18 protein-coding genes and 1 other annotated feature are annotated in these 15,574 nt (G+C 52.8%); of the genes, 2 read left to right on the top strand and 16 right to left on the bottom strand.

Annotated elements, in window-relative coordinates; genetic code table 11:
• Positions 1 to 16: 16 nt before the first annotated feature.
• On the top strand, positions 17 to 304 hold the full coding sequence (locus K5Y33_RS08185; protein WP_222233669.1) for a hypothetical protein: 288 nt from the start codon (positions 17 to 19) through the stop codon (positions 302 to 304).
• An 85-nt stretch (positions 305 to 389) separates the two neighbouring features.
• On the opposite strand, the gene K5Y33_RS08180 is transcribed toward K5Y33_RS08185, so the two are convergent.
• The 12 genes from K5Y33_RS08180 to hisL form a co-directional block, all read right to left on the bottom strand.
• Positions 390 to 1,505 (bottom strand): succinylglutamate desuccinylase/aspartoacylase family protein, encoded by a 1,116-nt coding sequence (locus K5Y33_RS08180; protein ID WP_222233668.1) that lies wholly within the window; start codon positions 1,503 to 1,505, stop codon positions 390 to 392.
• Between the two features lie 112 nt (positions 1,506 to 1,617).
• Complete coding sequence (locus K5Y33_RS08175; protein ID WP_222233667.1) at positions 1,618 to 2,415, bottom strand: ABC transporter substrate-binding protein; 798 nt, start codon at positions 2,413 to 2,415, stop codon at positions 1,618 to 1,620.
• 66 nt (positions 2,416 to 2,481) lie between these two features.
• Positions 2,482 to 2,958, bottom strand: a complete 477-nt coding sequence (locus K5Y33_RS08170; RefSeq protein WP_222233666.1) for a YbaK/prolyl-tRNA synthetase associated domain-containing protein — start codon at positions 2,956 to 2,958, stop codon at positions 2,482 to 2,484.
• 88 nt (positions 2,959 to 3,046) lie between these two features.
• Positions 3,047 to 3,658, bottom strand: coding sequence for a bifunctional phosphoribosyl-AMP cyclohydrolase/phosphoribosyl-ATP diphosphatase HisIE (gene hisIE, locus K5Y33_RS08165; RefSeq protein WP_101763386.1), 612 nt, complete (start codon positions 3,656 to 3,658; stop codon positions 3,047 to 3,049).
• Positions 3,652 to 4,428: an imidazole glycerol phosphate synthase subunit HisF gene (gene hisF, locus K5Y33_RS08160; protein WP_137386100.1), complete on the bottom strand. Its 777-nt coding sequence runs from the start codon at positions 4,426 to 4,428 to the stop codon at positions 3,652 to 3,654. The genes hisIE and hisF overlap by 7 nt, the downstream gene beginning before the upstream one ends.
• Positions 4,410 to 5,147: a 1-(5-phosphoribosyl)-5-[(5-phosphoribosylamino)methylideneamino]imidazole-4-carboxamide isomerase gene (gene hisA, locus K5Y33_RS08155; protein WP_222233665.1), complete on the bottom strand. Its 738-nt coding sequence runs from the start codon at positions 5,145 to 5,147 to the stop codon at positions 4,410 to 4,412. The genes hisF and hisA overlap by 19 nt, the downstream gene beginning before the upstream one ends.
• Positions 5,147 to 5,737 (bottom strand): imidazole glycerol phosphate synthase subunit HisH, encoded by a 591-nt coding sequence (gene hisH / locus K5Y33_RS08150; RefSeq protein WP_101763389.1) that lies wholly within the window; start codon positions 5,735 to 5,737, stop codon positions 5,147 to 5,149. The genes hisA and hisH overlap by 1 nt, the downstream gene beginning before the upstream one ends.
• Positions 5,737 to 6,804, bottom strand: a complete 1,068-nt coding sequence (hisB, locus tag K5Y33_RS08145) for a bifunctional histidinol-phosphatase/imidazoleglycerol-phosphate dehydratase HisB (RefSeq protein ID WP_137386098.1) — start codon at positions 6,802 to 6,804, stop codon at positions 5,737 to 5,739. The genes hisH and hisB overlap by 1 nt, the downstream gene beginning before the upstream one ends.
• Positions 6,801 to 7,877, bottom strand: a complete 1,077-nt coding sequence (gene hisC, locus K5Y33_RS08140) for a histidinol-phosphate transaminase (RefSeq protein ID WP_222233664.1) — start codon at positions 7,875 to 7,877, stop codon at positions 6,801 to 6,803. The genes hisB and hisC overlap by 4 nt, the downstream gene beginning before the upstream one ends.
• The gene (gene hisD / locus K5Y33_RS08135) at positions 7,874 to 9,181 is read right to left on the bottom strand and encodes a histidinol dehydrogenase (protein ID WP_222233663.1); all 1,308 of its coding nucleotides are present in this window, start codon (positions 9,179 to 9,181) and stop codon (positions 7,874 to 7,876) included. The genes hisC and hisD overlap by 4 nt, the downstream gene beginning before the upstream one ends.
• A 4-nt stretch (positions 9,182 to 9,185) precedes the next feature.
• On the bottom strand, positions 9,186 to 10,085 hold the full coding sequence (gene hisG, locus K5Y33_RS08130) for an ATP phosphoribosyltransferase (protein ID WP_008104821.1): 900 nt from the start codon (positions 10,083 to 10,085) through the stop codon (positions 9,186 to 9,188).
• Between the two features lie 53 nt (positions 10,086 to 10,138).
• Positions 10,139 to 10,260, bottom strand: a sequence feature (His leader region).
• Entirely contained in the window at positions 10,236 to 10,283 is a 48-nt protein-coding gene (hisL, locus tag K5Y33_RS08125) for a his operon leader peptide (RefSeq protein WP_100396937.1), read from the bottom strand. (Overlaps the previous feature by 25 nt.)
• Before the next feature lie 176 nt (positions 10,284 to 10,459).
• Between hisL and K5Y33_RS08120 the strand changes: the two genes are divergently transcribed.
• Positions 10,460 to 11,287 (top strand): SDR family oxidoreductase, encoded by an 828-nt coding sequence (locus K5Y33_RS08120; protein WP_222233662.1) that lies wholly within the window; start codon positions 10,460 to 10,462, stop codon positions 11,285 to 11,287.
• 157 nt (positions 11,288 to 11,444) lie between these two features.
• On the opposite strand, the gene K5Y33_RS08115 is transcribed toward K5Y33_RS08120, so the two are convergent.
• The 4 genes from K5Y33_RS08115 to K5Y33_RS08100 form a co-directional block, all read right to left on the bottom strand.
• The gene (locus K5Y33_RS08115) at positions 11,445 to 12,914 is read right to left on the bottom strand and encodes a glucosyltransferase domain-containing protein (RefSeq protein ID WP_222233661.1); all 1,470 of its coding nucleotides are present in this window, start codon (positions 12,912 to 12,914) and stop codon (positions 11,445 to 11,447) included.
• On the bottom strand, positions 12,904 to 13,842 hold the full coding sequence (locus K5Y33_RS08110; RefSeq protein WP_222233660.1) for a glycosyltransferase family 2 protein: 939 nt from the start codon (positions 13,840 to 13,842) through the stop codon (positions 12,904 to 12,906). Before K5Y33_RS08110 ends, K5Y33_RS08115 begins: the two co-directional genes overlap by 11 nt.
• Positions 13,839 to 14,198, bottom strand: a complete 360-nt coding sequence (locus tag K5Y33_RS08105; protein WP_101763396.1) for a GtrA family protein — start codon at positions 14,196 to 14,198, stop codon at positions 13,839 to 13,841. Before K5Y33_RS08105 ends, K5Y33_RS08110 begins: the two co-directional genes overlap by 4 nt.
• 95 nt (positions 14,199 to 14,293) lie before the next feature.
• Entirely contained in the window at positions 14,294 to 15,571 is a 1,278-nt protein-coding gene (locus K5Y33_RS08100) for an FAD-binding oxidoreductase (RefSeq protein WP_222233659.1), read from the bottom strand.
• Between the last annotated feature and the right edge of the window lie 3 nt (positions 15,572 to 15,574).

The raw sequence follows: 15,574 nt of genomic DNA, 5'->3' as shown, positions 1-15,574 counted from the left end.
TGAGACATTCCCTGAAATGGAATGGGCAAAGTTAGTTACGAATGGAGTTGATAACGAAAATATTAATATTTCTTTGCAACAACAAATTGAACTTTCTCAACATGAATTAAATGTAAAGATTAAAAATTTGCTCAATGAGATTAGTCAAAAAGAGTTATCTTACGAAAACTTATTAGAAGAAAATGCTCGTATTTCTATGCAGCTAAAAAATATTACTACAGAAAACCATGCAACATTAACCTCTAATAGCTGGAGGATTACCCAGCCTCTAAGAGCTTTAATGAGAAAGTTTAAACGTAACTGAGTACTGGTTTTTATTGAAATTGAACAAAATTTGTTGGCCCACTTATCTTGTTGGGCCAAATATTCAACCCTCTTTAGTTCTAGAATTACCCCACCAACAACTCCCCCCGTCTCCCCGCATTCTCACCAGCCAACCGCACCACCAACATCCCCGCCGTCACAAACTTGGTCAAATTCCTCGCATACAACACGCCACCAAACTCTGCCACCAGCGGCATCACCTGGTCATTAATCGGATCAACAACCTCCGCCACTACTTCTCCAGCCTTAATCCACTCGCCCAAATTACGTCGGTAAAACACCAATCCAGATTGTGCCGCATGGATATACTCACATCCCGCCAGCGCCGTCGCCGGATGAATCAGGGCAGGGGATTCACCCACCTCACCGGTAATATATCCGCCCTCAATCAGTGCATTGATAATCGCGTCAGCATCTTTCTCCGCCATCTCAGGCGATACATCCGCCACACCGCGCAGTTCCAGCGTCACCGGCAGCAAGCCGCGCGGCATTGGATACTCATCACCAAAACGCTCTGCCAATGTTAGCCACGGCTCACAGCAAGCCTCATCAAACGGTTCACCGCCAGATATCTGCGCCAGCAACTGCACTTCACTGCCTAACCAACGCGCCAACGGTTCAATGTCCGGCCATGCGTGCGGCGTGGTGTAGAGGTGTGGCAGCGCATCCCAGTCACAATGCAGATCAATCATCAAATCGGCTTGGCTCGCCATACGCATCAGCGTAAAGCGCTGGGCATCCAGTTCGGTGCGGGCAATGCGGTCACGATAATGGCGATCAATCGCTTCCCTGATCAGGCGTTTATTTTCGTATTCACTTTGTGTCAGTGAGCCAGCGAGTTCTTCAACTAAGGCTTCACCCAATGCCGGGAAGCGGCGGTTAAAGTCTTGTCCTGATAACGTATGGAAACGCCCCAAATGGCTACCATGCCAATGCTGTCCCATGGCTAAAGGATTGGCCACCGGCACCAATGTGATTTTGGCTTTGAGTTGTCCAGCAGATTCCAGCGCCAGCAGTTTCTGTTTCAAGTACCACGCCACCGCCATACCCGGCAGTTCATCACCGTGCAGCGCAGCCTGAATATAGACGCGTTGCTGCGAATCGGTGCCGAAGTGGAAGCTGACAATTTCGCGTTGCGTGCCCAGCGAGGCGCTTAATAGAGGATGATGTTGTTGTTGCATAACGCTATCGATGTCCTTTATTCGTGGCACGCTTTCAGCGACGCCAGATGCATTTTCTGATGGAATTATAGTGCTGAGTGCAAAAAGGGCGGCAAAAAAGCCGCCCAAAAGATTACTGCTGAATGGAGATGTCCGTCGCGAAGTACTGTTTCTGAATTTTATCGAAAGTGCCGTTCTTCTTCAGTTCGGCAAACGCGTTATCCAGTGCGGTTTTCAGTTCGGTGTCGCCTTTACGCAGGCCAATCGCGGTGCCCGGACCGATAATTGGGTCCTGCACAATCGGGCCGGCCAATTCGAAATCTTTGCCCTGCGGATGTTTCAGGAAACCATTGGCGGCTTGAGCAGCATCGGTAAACACCACATCAAGACGACCCGAAATCAAATCGCTCTCAACTTGTGCCTGATCGCCATAAGGTACAACCTGCACGCCATGCGGCTGCCATTTTGCCAACGCATAACGCTCCTGCACGGTGCCTTGCTCAACGCCCACGGTTTTGCCTTTTAGCGATTCAGCAGTTGGCAGCAAGCCAGAACCTTTACGCGCAATCAGCTGGGTATGGGTGTCGTACAGCGGCACGGTGAAATCAATCTGCTTCAGACGTTCTTCGGTGATACCCATATCAGACAAGATGGCGTCGAACTTACGCGCTTTCAGCGCCGGGATCATGCCATCGAACTGGCTCTCCACCCACACGCATTTGGCCTGCATCTGCTGGCACAGCGCATTACCGAGGTCGATATCGAAACCAACCAGTTTGCCCTGTGGCGTTTTGGATTCAAAAGGAGGGTAGGTGGGATCCACTGCGAAACGCACCTGATCAATTTTTGCCTGCGCGCCAAACGCGCAACTTGCCAGCACAGCCAGCGCCAGCGTGTGACGCAGGCGGGCGGTTAAATGAGAACTTGCCATAATATCGGTCTTCTTTTGATGTGATGTTGAGTCAGAAAGAGTACCGCTCAGGGCCTGGCAAGGCAATTAGAGGATTATTTTCATCACGTTACCATTATGCAGTGCCTGGTAATCTGCAATGTTGAGCACTACCGATTGCTCCAGCAATCCGGCATTGAAGGCGATTTCGTCATAGCGTTCAAGCAGCAGCGGATCGACCACCAGCTGTAAATCAGGATGGAAGCTAAACGGCGGAATAGCCCCAAATACGCAGCCTGTCAGCGTATCCACTTCCGCAGGCGAGGCCAGCGAAGCGCGTCGACCGCCAACCGCTGCAGCAACCTTGCTGAGATCCGCTTGCTGATCGGCAGGCAGCACCGCCAGCACATGTTGCTTGATGCCGTTGCCTTTCACATGACACACCAGCGCCTTCGCGCCTTGCCCAACTTCCGTGCCGCGAATCGCCGCCACCGCTTCGCACTTGCCGGTCGCTTCATGCTCCATCACGCGATAGCGCGCCTGATGTTGGTCAAGCAGGGCGATCAGTTTTTCATGGGTGGTCATGGTGTTTTCCATGCTGATGAATAGCGTAGGGTGCGCATTTATGCGCGCCTGGGACATTGGTCGCCATGAATGGCGACCCTACGAAACGTTATTTATGACGTGCGCGCAGATTATTGATGATGGTGCTCAAATCCAGCTCCTGATCTTGCAACAGCACCATCAGGTGATAAAGCAGATCCGAAGCTTCATTGGTCAGCTCGTGACGATCGTTAACCGTTGCCGCCAACGCCGTTTCCACGCCTTCTTCACCCACTTTCTGCGCGATACGCTTGGTGCCACTGGCATAAAGCTTCGCGGTATACGAACTCTCGGGATCGGCGCTTTTGCGCGAAGCCAGCAGCTGCTCGAGCTGATAGAGGAACGTCCAGTCTGGCGCAGCCGGTGAGAAGCAGCTGGAAGTGCCGAGATGGCAGGTTGGGCCAATCGGATTGGCCAGCACCAGCAAGGTATCGTTGTCGCAGTCCGGCGTAATGCTCGCCACTTGCAGGAAGTGGCCCGAGGTTTCGCCTTTGGTCCATAAACGGTTTTTGGTGCGAGAGAAGAAGGTGACGTTGCCCTCGCTGAGGGTTTTTTGCAGCGCTTCTTCGTTCATATAACCGTGCATCAGCACTTCGCCGGAAACGTTGTGCTGGACGATAACGGGCATCATGCCCGCGGTTTTGACCCAATCCAGCCTGGCCAGTTGTTCTGCAGTTAACACGCGCGAATCTCCACACCGTTGTCGATCAGGAAGTTTTTCAACTCGCCGATATTGATAATTTGTTTGTGAAACACCGAAGCTGCCAGCGCACCATCGACGTTCGCCTGCTCAAAGGCGTCGAGGAAGTGCGGCATAGTGCCTGCGCCGCCGGAGGCGATCAGCGGCACTTTGCAGACATCGCGCACTTTCTTCAGCTGCACCAGATCGTAGCCGTTACGCACGCCATCCTGATTCATCATGTTGAGGACGATTTCACCCGCGCCCAGCTTCTGCACTTCCTGCACCCAATCCAGAGTTTCCCACGTGGTCACTTTGGTACGTGCTTCGTCACCGGTGTATTGATTGACGTGATATTTGCCGCTCGCTTCGTCAAACCAGGTATCGATGCCCACCACGATGCACTGCACGCCAAAGCGATCGGCCAGGCGCGTAATCAGCGTCGGGTCGGCTAAGGCCGGCGAGTTGATGGAAATCTTGTCGGCACCAAACTGCAGAATGCGCGCCGCGTCTTCTTCGCTCTTAATGCCGCCCGCCACGCAGAAAGGAATATCGATCACTTCCGCCACGCGCGACACCCAGCTTTTGTCCACGACGCGGCCATCCGATGAGGCGGTGATATCGTAGAACACCAGCTCGTCCGCACCTTCCTGCGCATAACGCTGCGCCAGCGGCACAATGTCACCAATGATTTCGTGGTTGCGGAACTGAACGCCTTTCACCACTTGCCCGTCACGCACATCGAGACAAGGAATTATCCGTTTTGCCAGCATGCGATTGCCTCCGCCACCGTGAATTTATCTTCCAGTAACGCGCGACCAACGATCACGCCCTGTGCGCCGCTGCCGCGTAACGCCGCGATGTCATCCAGCGAACCGATGCCGCCTGAAGACTGAAAAGCGATGTCCGGGAAGGCCGCAGACACTTCTTTATACAGCGCGACGTTGGATCCGCTCAGCGTACCGTCGCGCGAAATGTCAGTGCACAACACATGCCTGAGGCCAACCGGCTGATACCAGCCAATCACCTCTTCCAGCGTCACGCCCGCCGCTTCCTGCCAGCCGCTGATCGCCACCTCTTTGCGGTTGTTGGCATCAATGCGCACATCTAATGCCAGCACAATGGCGTCGGCGCCAAACTCGTTAAACCAGCTTTTGACTTCTTCCGGTTGCTTCACCGCGGTGGAACCGACCACCACGCGCGTGGCACCCGCTGCCAACAGCGCCGCCACGTCATCGCGATTGCGGATGCCGCCGCCAACCTGCACCGGCACGGTCACGCCGCGCAGTAAGGTGGTGAGCAGGGGAATCTGACGTTTGGCCGGATCTTTCGCGCCGGTCAAATCCACCAGATGCAGCACTTCAGCACCCTGGCGTTGGTAATCCTGTAAACGCGGCAGCGGATCGCTGCCGTAATCGCGCTGCTGGCCGTAATCGCCCTGATGCAGGCGCACCACTTTGCCGTCGATTAAATCTAATGCGGGGATAATCATCACATCTCCAGGAAATTTTTCAGCAGCTGCGCGCCGGCTTTGCCCGAACGCTCCGGGTGGAACTGCACGCCGAAGAAGTTATCTTTCTGCAGGGCAGCAGTGAACGGATAACCGTAATCGCACTGGGCGATGGTTGCGGCATTCACCGGCATGGCGTAGCTGTGCACGAAGTAGAAGTAGCTGCCATCGGGAATGTCGCGGAACAGATGGTGGCCCGCTTTAGCGGTGATCTGGTTCCAGCCCATGTGCGGCAGCGGTAAATCCTGCGTGTCCATTAGCGTCACCGGCTCATCAACCAGGCCGAGCGTGGTGACGCCGCCGTTCTCATCACTACCGCGACCGAGCAGCTGCATGCCGAGGCAAATACCGAGCACCGGCTGAGTACAGGCTTTGATTAAGTCGATGAGATCGCGCTCCTGCAGCTGATTCATCGCCGCCTGCGCGGTGCCCACGCCGGGCAGCAGCAGCTTGTCGGCATGCAGCACCACATCCGGGTCGCGGCTCACCTGCGGCGTATAACCGAGGCGCTCAATCGCCCACTTCACTGAAGACAGGTTGGCGCAGCCGGTATCGAGGATCACCACGTTCATCACAGCACTCCTTTCGAGCTCGGCAAGGTGTTGCCTTCCACGCGGATCGCCTGGCGCAGCGTGCGGCCAAAGGCTTTAAACAGGCTTTCCACACGATGGTGATCGTTGCGGCCTTTGGTTTTCAGGTGCAGCGTGCTCATCATGGCGTAGGAGAGAGAGCTGAAGAAGTGCTCGACCATCTCGGTGCTGAGATCGCCCACGCGCTGGTAGCTGAACTCGGCTTTGAATTCGATGTGCGGACGGCCGGAGATATCCAGCGCGCAGCGCGCCAGGCACTCATCCATGGGCAACACAAAGCCGAAACGGCCGATGCCACGTTTGTCGCCGAGCGCTTTCAGCAGCGCTTCGCCGAGCGCCAGACCGGTATCTTCCACGGTGTGGTGATCGTCGATGTAGAGATCGCCTTTCACATCAATGTTCATGCGAAAGCCGCCGTGCACCGCAATCTGGTCCAGCATGTGATCAAAGAAGCCGACGCCGGTGTTAATTTTGCTGCCGCCTTCACGATCCAGCCACACTTCGACTTTGATCTGCGTCTCTTTGGTGTTGCGTTGCACCAGCGCGTAACGATCGCGCTTGGTCAGGCGCGCCTGAATCGCATCCCAATCTTCGCCTTCCGCGCCGTAACGCAGGCCCTGAATGCCCATGTTCTGCGCCAGCTGAATATCAGTGAGACGATCACCAATTACGTAGCTGTTGGCGGTATCGAGCGCACCGGCGGCCAGCCAGGCTTCCACCATTTTGGTCTTCGGCTTGCGGCAATCGCAGTTATCTTCCGGCATATGCGGGCAGATCAGGATGTCGCTGAAATTCACGCCTTGTGAGCGGAGAATCTGCATCATCAGGTTGTGCGGGCCGTCAAAATCGGCCTGCGGGAAGCTGTCGGTGCCGAGGCCATCCTGATTGGTGATCATCACCAGCTGATAGCCCGCTGCCTGCAACGCCAGCAGAGCCGGAATGGCGTTCTTCTCAAACGCCAGCTTCTCCATGCGATCCACCTGATAATCAGTGGGTGGCTCAGAAATGATGGTGCCGTCGCGGTCGATAAAAAGGATCTTCTGACTCATGCTTGCTCCACTGATAAGGCTTGCAGCGCGGCGATCAGGCGCTCGCACTCTTCACGGGTGCCGATGGAGATGCGCAGGCATCCCGCAAGGCCGGGGTTTTTGTTTTGGTCGCGCAGAATAATGCCTTGATCCCACAGCGTTTTAAACACTTTTGGCGAATCAGTGAAGCGCGCCAGAATGTAGTTGGTTTCACTCGGGAACACCTGCTGCACCACGCTTATCTGCGGCAACTGCTCAAACAGCCAGGCACGATTGGCGTTCAACTCGGCAACGTGTTGACGCATCAGCGCAATGCCTTGCTCGCTCAGCGCTTGTCCCGCCACATCCGCTACCGGCGTCGCCAGCGGATAGGGCGCAATCACCTTCATCAGCAAATCGATTACCGGCGGGTTCGCCAGGGTAAAGCCGCAGCGTAAACCGGCCAGCGCGAAGGCTTTGGACAGCGTGCGCAGAATCACTAAGTGCGGATATTCCTGCAGCCAGCCCGCCAGCGTCGCGTCCGGGCAGAACTCGATATAGGCTTCATCGGCCACCACCAGCGCTTTACCGGCGGTCATCGCCAGCAGCGCGCGGATGTCATCCTGATTGATCAGGTTGCCGGTCGGATTGTTCGGGCTGCACATATAGACGACTTTCACGCCGTCGAGCTGGTCAGCAATTGCCGGCAGATTCAGCTGCCAGTCATCGAGTGCCGCCACGGTGCGGTATTCAATGCCGATGGTTTCGGCGCTGACGCTGTACATGCCGTAGGTTGGCGGGCAGAACAGAATCGCATCTTTGCCCGGCTCACAAAACGCGCGCATCAGCAGTTCGATACCTTCATCCGCACCGCGGCTGACCAGAACCTGCTCCGGCGTCAAACCGGCGTAAGCGGCATAGCGCTCAATGACAATCTTTGGCTGGCATTCCGGATAGCGGTTCAGCGTCTGTTGCGACAGCTCAAACGGTACCGGCAGCGGGAATTCGTTGGCATTCAGCCACACATCACCGTTACCACCCAGACGACGCGCCGATTGATACGGCGTCAGCGCTCGCACATTGGCGCGCGCTAACTCTTCAATATTCAGGCTCATGCTTGCTCCTTCAGCGCGGCAACACGCAGGGTAACGGCATTTTTATGGGCTTCCAGCTGCTCGGCGGCGGCCAGCGTTTCAATCGTCGCGGCAAGATTGAGGAAGCCTTGCGGCGTCAGCTCTTGCACCGTCATACGTTTCTGGAAATCGGCCAGGCCAAGGCTGGAACAGGTCGCGGTGTAGCCGTAGGTCGGCAGCACGTGGTTAGTGCCGGACGCATAATCGCCCGCGGATTCCGGGGACCAGTCGCCAAGGAATACCGAACCGGCGCTGGTGATGCTTTCGACCAGATCGCGCGGCTGACGCGTCTGAATGATCAGGTGCTCCGGGCCGTACAGGTTGGAGATCTCGATGCACTGCTCTAAATCGCGCAGCACAATCAGGCGGCTGCTCGCTAACGCCTGACGCGCGGTAGCCGCACGCGGCAGCTGCGCCAGTTGCTCTTCAACCGCTTGCGCCACGTCTTCGGCCAGTTGCAGCGACGGCGTCAGCAAAACCACCTGCGAATCCGGGCCGTGTTCCGCCTGCGACAGCAAATCAGATGCCACGAACGCGGGCGTGGCGCCTTCATCGGCAATCACCAGCACTTCCGATGGACCGGCTGGCATATCAATTGCCGCGCCATCTAAACGCTGGCTGACCTGACGTTTGGCTTCGGTGACATAGGCGTTGCCAGGGCCAAAAATCTTGTCCACTTTCGGCACGGTTTCGGTGCCGAAGGCGAGGGCGGCGATGGCTTGCGAACCGCCCACCTGAAACACCTCTTTCACGCCGCACAGCTGGGCGGCGTAAAGAATTTCATCGGCAATCGGCGGCGGCGAGCACAGCACCACGCGACCGCAACCGGCGATGCGCGCCGGTGTCGCCAGCATCAATACGGTTGAGAACAGCGGGGCGGAACCGCCAGGAATGTACAAACCCACCGATTTCACCGGACGGGTAATCTGCTGGCAGCGCACGCCAGGCTGAGTTTCCACATCCACTTCCGCCAGAATCTGCGCGTTGTGGAAGGTCTCGATATTACTCACGGCCACGGCCATCGCCTGCTTCAGCGTGTCGCTCAGACGATCGCTGGCCGCTTGCATCTCTTCGGCGCTGACGCGCAGGTTATCCACCTGCGCTTTATCGAAGCGTGCGCTAAATTCACGCAGCGCCGCATCGCCACTCTCTTTCACTTGCACTAATACGTCGCGCACGATCTGGCTGATAGTTTCTGAAGCCGAAATCGCCGGACGCATCAGCAGCGCTTGCTGCTGCTCTGCGCTGCATTGCTGCCAATCAATGGGTGTCATCAGCGTGCTCATCGTATTACTCCAACATTTTTTCAATTGGCAGCACGAGGATCGAGCTGGCACCCAGCGACTTCAGCTTTTCCATGGTTTCCCAGAACAGCGTTTCGCTGCTCACCATGTGCATCGCCACGCGGCTCACATCGCCGGCCAGCGGCAGCACGGTTGGACGCTCAGCGCCCGGCAGCAGCGCAATCACTTCATCCAGACGCTCGCTTGGCGCGTGCAGCATGATGTACTTGGATTCACGCGCTTTAATTACGCCCTGAATACGCGTCATCATTTTGTCGACCAGCTCTTGCTTGGCGGCCGGCAGTTCGCCATCGCGCTGGATCAGCACTGCTTTAGAGCGGTAGATCACTTCCACTTCGCGCAGGCCGTTGGCTTCCAGCGTGGCGCCGGTTGAAACCAGGTCACAAATCGCATCGGCCAGGCCAGCGCGAGGAGCAACTTCGACAGAACCGTTCAGCAGGCAGGATTTAAAGGCGACGCCTTGTTTATCGAGGTATTTCTTCAGCAGGTGTGGATAAGAGGTGGCGATGCGGGCGTTATTCAGGCATTGCGGGCCGGTGTACTCTTCATCAACCGGCATCGCCAGCGACAGGCGACAACCGCCGAAATCCAGACGACGCAGCGTGAAGTAACGCGGATCTTCGCCCTGAGCACGGCGATTCAGCAGCTCCTCTTCCAGCACGTTTTCACCGACGATACCGAGATCGACCACGCCATCCATTACCAGGCCAGGGATATCGTCATCGCGCACACGCAGGATGTCGATCGGCATGTTCTCCGCAAACGCAATCAGACGCTGCTGCTGAAGGTTAATTTTGATACCGCAGCGTGCCAGCAGTTCGCGTGATTCATCACTTAAACGGCCAGATTTCTGCATAGCTATGCGAATACGGGTGTTATCTAACATGGTTCCTGTCCTCTTATTCAATCCTGTCTGAACGTGTTGGTTGGCGTTCGCCCATAAAAAAACCCCCGGAAGATGATCTTCCGGGGGCTCTCTTTGCGTTCGCACCACTGGAAGATCCTAATCGTCTCCCAGCACACATCGCCTGAAAGACTAGTCAGGGTGATGGTGATGATGGTGGTTGAACTGAACGCGTGTCATAGTAAATTCCGTTGCTGAATGAGTATTCATTTGCGTGCTGAATAACCTAACGAAGATGGTGACAATTGGCAACCCTTTTTTAACCGTCAATTTCCGGAATCTCCCGAAACAGTTTGCGCTGGTTTGGCACATCTACCCGCACTAAGATGAAGTGTGAGCCCATAGCAGGAGTCGATATGAAAAAGGTCGCGATTGTAGGTCTGGGATGGCTGGGTATGCCTCTGGCGATGGCGCTAACGGCACGCGGCTGGCAGGTCACCGGCAGTAAAACCTCGCCAGATGGCGTGGACGCCGCACGCCGCTGTGGCATCGAAGCCTTCCAGCTGGTGCTAACCCCCGAACTGGAGTGTGAAGCCGAAGAGTTAGATACGCTGATGGCAGTCGATGCGCTAGTGGTGACCTTGCCCGCCAGTCGCACGGTGAAAGGCGGTGAAGATTACATGCAGGCGGTGCAGAACGTGGTGGATACCGCGCTGGCGAAGAAAGTGCCGCGCATTATTTTCACCAGTTCAACGTCAGTGTACGGCAGCGGTGAGGAGGTAATGAAAGAGAGCAGTCCGCTGCAGCCGGAAACCGTCGCCGGCAAAACGCTGGTGGAGCTGGAAAACTGGCTGCACGATTTGCCCGGCACCAGCGTGGACATTGTGCGTCTGGCGGGATTAGTGGGGCCGAATCGTCATCCGGGGCGTTTCCTTGCCGGCAAAACCGGGCTGGAAAACGGTGGTCATGCGGTCAATCTGGTGCATCTTGATGATGTGGTTGATGCGATTGTGCTGTTGCTGCAAACCCCGAAAGGCGGGCATGTTTACAATTTATGTGCCTCGAAACACCCGTCGCGGGATAGCTTTTATCCTAGCGTTTCGAAGCAGCTAGGGCTTGAGCCACCGACGTTTGTCGCTGAGCCGGAGCGTTCTAACGGGAAAGTGATTGATGGCTCGAAGATCGCGAGTGAGCTGGGGTTTGAGTATACGTATGACGACCCGATGAAAATGCCGCTGGAATAGCAATATTAAAAAGAGCTGTTCAAGTTGTGTTTCAATTTGAGTTGATTAAGCAAAGTACGTTACATCAGCGACATTAAAAAAATTTTTTTCCATTTATTAATCACAAAAGGAAAGGCTGTAGATATTCTCAGCCTTTCCTAAATAGTTTCAGCATGCGCTATCTATTGTAAGGGCTAAGTTTATCACTGAGCTTCACAACCACCACTCCATCAAATATCTTTATTGAGTTCCTGTTAGGCCAGGATGGCATATCTTTAGCTGCCACAATGGAATTTTTGACTTGTATTTCATTTGGCTCTTTTAACTTAATTAAGTTGGCCGTAGACAAGTACATATACATTCTTCGATTATTCCCACCATCCCAGTCAAAAAATGAAGAGCCGAATACATCCGCTGATGGTATTTTCCAGGAGTTTAATGGTGAGTAACTTCCATAAAAGAATACTGGTGTAACCTTTTCATCGAAGTTAGGGATATTATTATATATAGTAGTGATAATTTGATTTGAAAGATTTTGGTCAGCTTCTCTTGCCATAAAATCACTATAAAATAGCTTATTGGATGCGGCGGAACCAATGCATAAGAATATGATTGATATTATTAATCCAATATATCTTACTCTTGAAATAACTAATGCTGCAGCAAATAAACCTGCAAATACAAGAGGGATTTGGGTCATAGCTCTTGGCGGCATACCTGAACCTATAGCGAAGTTTAATAAAAAACCTGACAGTAGAGTTGCAAAACCCATTAAAATTATTAGAGGGGCACCTCTTTTTCTTTTAATTGATAAGATAATAATGGTAATAAGAGAAAGTAAAACAAATGGGAAAGCGTTTATACCGTACGCTGATTTAAAGGTGAGATAATCTCTCATGAAAATTAAAACACTTTTTAAGACCTCATATACATCCCTTTTCCCCCATCCTATCATTGAGGTAAGGTAGTTAGATATTGTTACGTCAAAATATAAAGCAGTCCATTTAGCTAAAAAAGAGTTTATTATCAATGAAAGAGTTATTAATAAGCTAAATACAAATATTTTCTTTAGAGCTTGTCTAAATATTATCTGACCTTTAATAGCGTCAGTTGTTATTCTAATGCATGTTAGTGTGGCAGCGTAGAGGAAAATTGATTGGTAAACGGAAAGGGATACCACGGTGAGCATTATAAATGCACTCGCCCGGATAACACTCATCTTTTCAATCATGAAAAGTGCAACAACTGAGAGTAAAAAAGATAAAGAAACAGTATCTGCTTGATTTGAAAATTCCAACTGATAAGCAAGTTGAGGTAATGCCGCTAACATAATTACGAATGAAATTGATTGAAGCTTGTTCAGTCCTATATAGATAGATGAGGTTGCAGCCGATAAAGATAGAATGATTATACTTAATGCTGTTGTGAAAAAAGGAGCATAGGGCTCAGGAAGAACATAATGTCTTAGTAAGGCATGTCCCCATCTACCGGCTGAAAGCGTTTGTAGAAAATTATCTAATGGTTCTTCGTCTATAGATAACGTAAAATGTGTTAGCTCAAATCCATAAACGAAAATATAAGCTAATAAAGCAGCGATGAATGCTGATTTAAACGTGTCTAAGTTTTTTGTCGTAATATTAAATGTCATGTTTTTTTTCATCTTTACATTTTGTCAAAATATATCTTGGACGACCCTTGCTCTCTATATAAATCCTACCAATATATTCCCCAAGCACACCAATCCCAATGAGCTGAACGCCACCTAAAAACAGCATTGAAACCATGATTGAAGGATAACCTTTAACAGGGTTGCCCCAGAATATAGTATCAATCAGCATCCATGCGCCATAGATGAATGAAAGGGCAGCAACGACAAGTCCGAGATAAGTCCAGATCCGAAGTGGGAAGGTTGAAAACGAAGTAATCCCTTCAAGCGCAAGATTCCACAGTTTCCAGCCATTAAATTTTGTTGTACCAGCAACACGTTCAGCGCGAATATATTCAACGACCGCAGTTTTGCCGCCGACCCAGCTGAGAACACCTTTCATAAAAAGGTTACGTTCCTGCAGCAATTTGATGTTTTCCACTACGTCGCGTGACATTAAGCGGAAATCACCCACGTTTTCTTCTATCTTCGGCGAACTGATCTTGTTGTGCAGTTTGTAAAACCACTCAGCAGTCTTACGCTTTAAATGAGAGTCAGTGCTACGATCAACACGTTTAGCCAGAACAATATCCGCGCCCAGATGCCACTTTTCGACCATTAAAGGAATGACATCAATAGGATCTTGTAAATCCACATCGATTGGAATGATGGCATCGCCAGTTGCCGCTTCAAGGCCAGCGAAAAGGGCCGGTTCTTTACCAAAATTGCGTGTGAACGAAATATGTTTGACTAAATCATCATTAGCCTCAATTTCATTTAGAACCGCTTCAGTGCTGTCTGTGCTGCCATCGTTTATAAAAACGATTTCAACATTATATTTTTTGAAAGGTTCAAATTCGCGTACTGCTTTATAGAAGAGAGGAATGGCCTCCTCTTCATTCAATACAGGAACAATCAGAGAAAATTTCATTTACTCGTCCTAAACACGAAAAACTTAGAGTAGGCGAAGCCGCAAACCAAGCTGAGTGCAGAGAAGAAAACCAATGTAATAATTGGATTAATGTGCAGATAGTCAGCTGTCCAGCCCACGGCTGTTGCCATTGCGCCCATAAAGCAGATATAGAGAAGATATCGGGTGGTGGTCGCTTCTGCGTTAAACGTCCATTTTGCGTTGGCAAAGAAGGAAAAGGTTACCGCAACACAAAACGCCACGAGGTTAGACAGGGATTGGCTACCAACGATGGCATAAAGTGCGGCAAATACGCCCCAATGAATGAGCGTATTAATTACACCTACAGAAGTGTATCTGGCGAACAACCTCAACATTTTGCAGCCCAAAAATTAAAGAGCCCGATCCTGACATTACTGCTGTTTTATAGCAAGTTTTGGTAAAGGAATGTCGAGAAATTGTAATCAGTGGTTCACACCCCAAACCGATCCCTTAACGCATACCACGCCGCTCCCATCGCGGTAAGCGGCACCTTAAACCGTCTCCCACCTGGAAACGGCAGATGCGGCAATTTCGCAAACGCTTCAAATCTCTCGGCGTGCCCACGTAGCACTTCAGCAATTAACTTTCCCGAAAGATGGGTACAGGTCACGCCGTGTCCGCTGTCGCCCTGCATAAAGAACGCATTCTTCTCCACCTGCCCAAACTGCGGCATGCGCGATAGCGTGAGCAGGAAGTTGCCACTCCAGCGGTGACTGATTTTGATATCCCGTAACTGCGGAAAGGTGCGCTGCAACTTGGGGCGAATCAGCGCTTCGATGTCATCCGGCTCGCGTGCGCCATACACTACGCCGCCGCCGTAGAGCAGGCGGTTATCGGCGGTGAGGCGGAAATAGTCGAGCAGATAGTTACAATCTTCAACGCAGTAATTGTTCGGCAGCAAACCCAAAGCCTGATCGCGCGTTAAAGGTTCGGTGGTGACGATCTGCGAGCCGCACGGCATGCTTTTGCCCGTCAGGCGCGGTTCAAGCTGTGACGGCAAGTAAGCGTTACCGGCAAAAATCACGAAGGTGGCGCTGACTGCGCCCTTAGCGGTTTTTATGCGATGCGGTGCGCCGTATTTCACTTCAATCGCCGCCGACTGCTCATAAATGCGCCCGCCGTGACGGCGAATCGCTTCGGCTTCGCCCAATGCGAGATTGAGCGGATGCAGATGCCCGCCGCGCTTATCGAGTAAGCCGCCGACGTAGCGATCGGTCGCCACTTCGCGCCGAATACCGCGTTCGTCGAGCAGCTCTAAATCGTGATTGCCATAGCGCGCCCAAAGGGCTTTTTGGCTGCGTAGATGGCCCATTTGCCGCTGATTCAGTGCGGCGAAAATGCCGCCGGGACGATAGTCGCAGGCGATAGCGTAACGGTCAATGCGGTCGCGAATGATCTCCGCGCCTTCAAACATCATGCTGCCAAGCATTTGTGCGGTCTGTTTGCCGTAGCGCTGCTCAATCACATCCACGTCGCGGCTGTAGGAGTTGACGACCTGGCCGCCATTGCGGCCGCTGGCGCCAAAGCCGATTTTCGCCGCTTCAAGCAGCACCACGTCGTAACCGGCTTCGGTGAGAAACAGCGCGGACGAGAGCCCGGTAAAGCCGCCGCCAATGATGCAGACATCGCACTGCACCGACTCTTGCAGCGCCGGCCACGGCTCATGGGCGTTGGCGGTAGCGGCGTAATAACTTCCCACATGTTGCATGAC

The sequence above is a fragment of the Pantoea sp. DY-17 genome (assembly GCF_019795975.1).
GTDB classification, from domain to species: domain Bacteria; phylum Pseudomonadota; class Gammaproteobacteria; order Enterobacterales; family Enterobacteriaceae; genus Pantoea; species Pantoea leporis.
The sequence above is the reverse complement of the archived record's forward strand: the minus strand, read 5'-3'. Positions and strand labels throughout refer to the sequence as shown.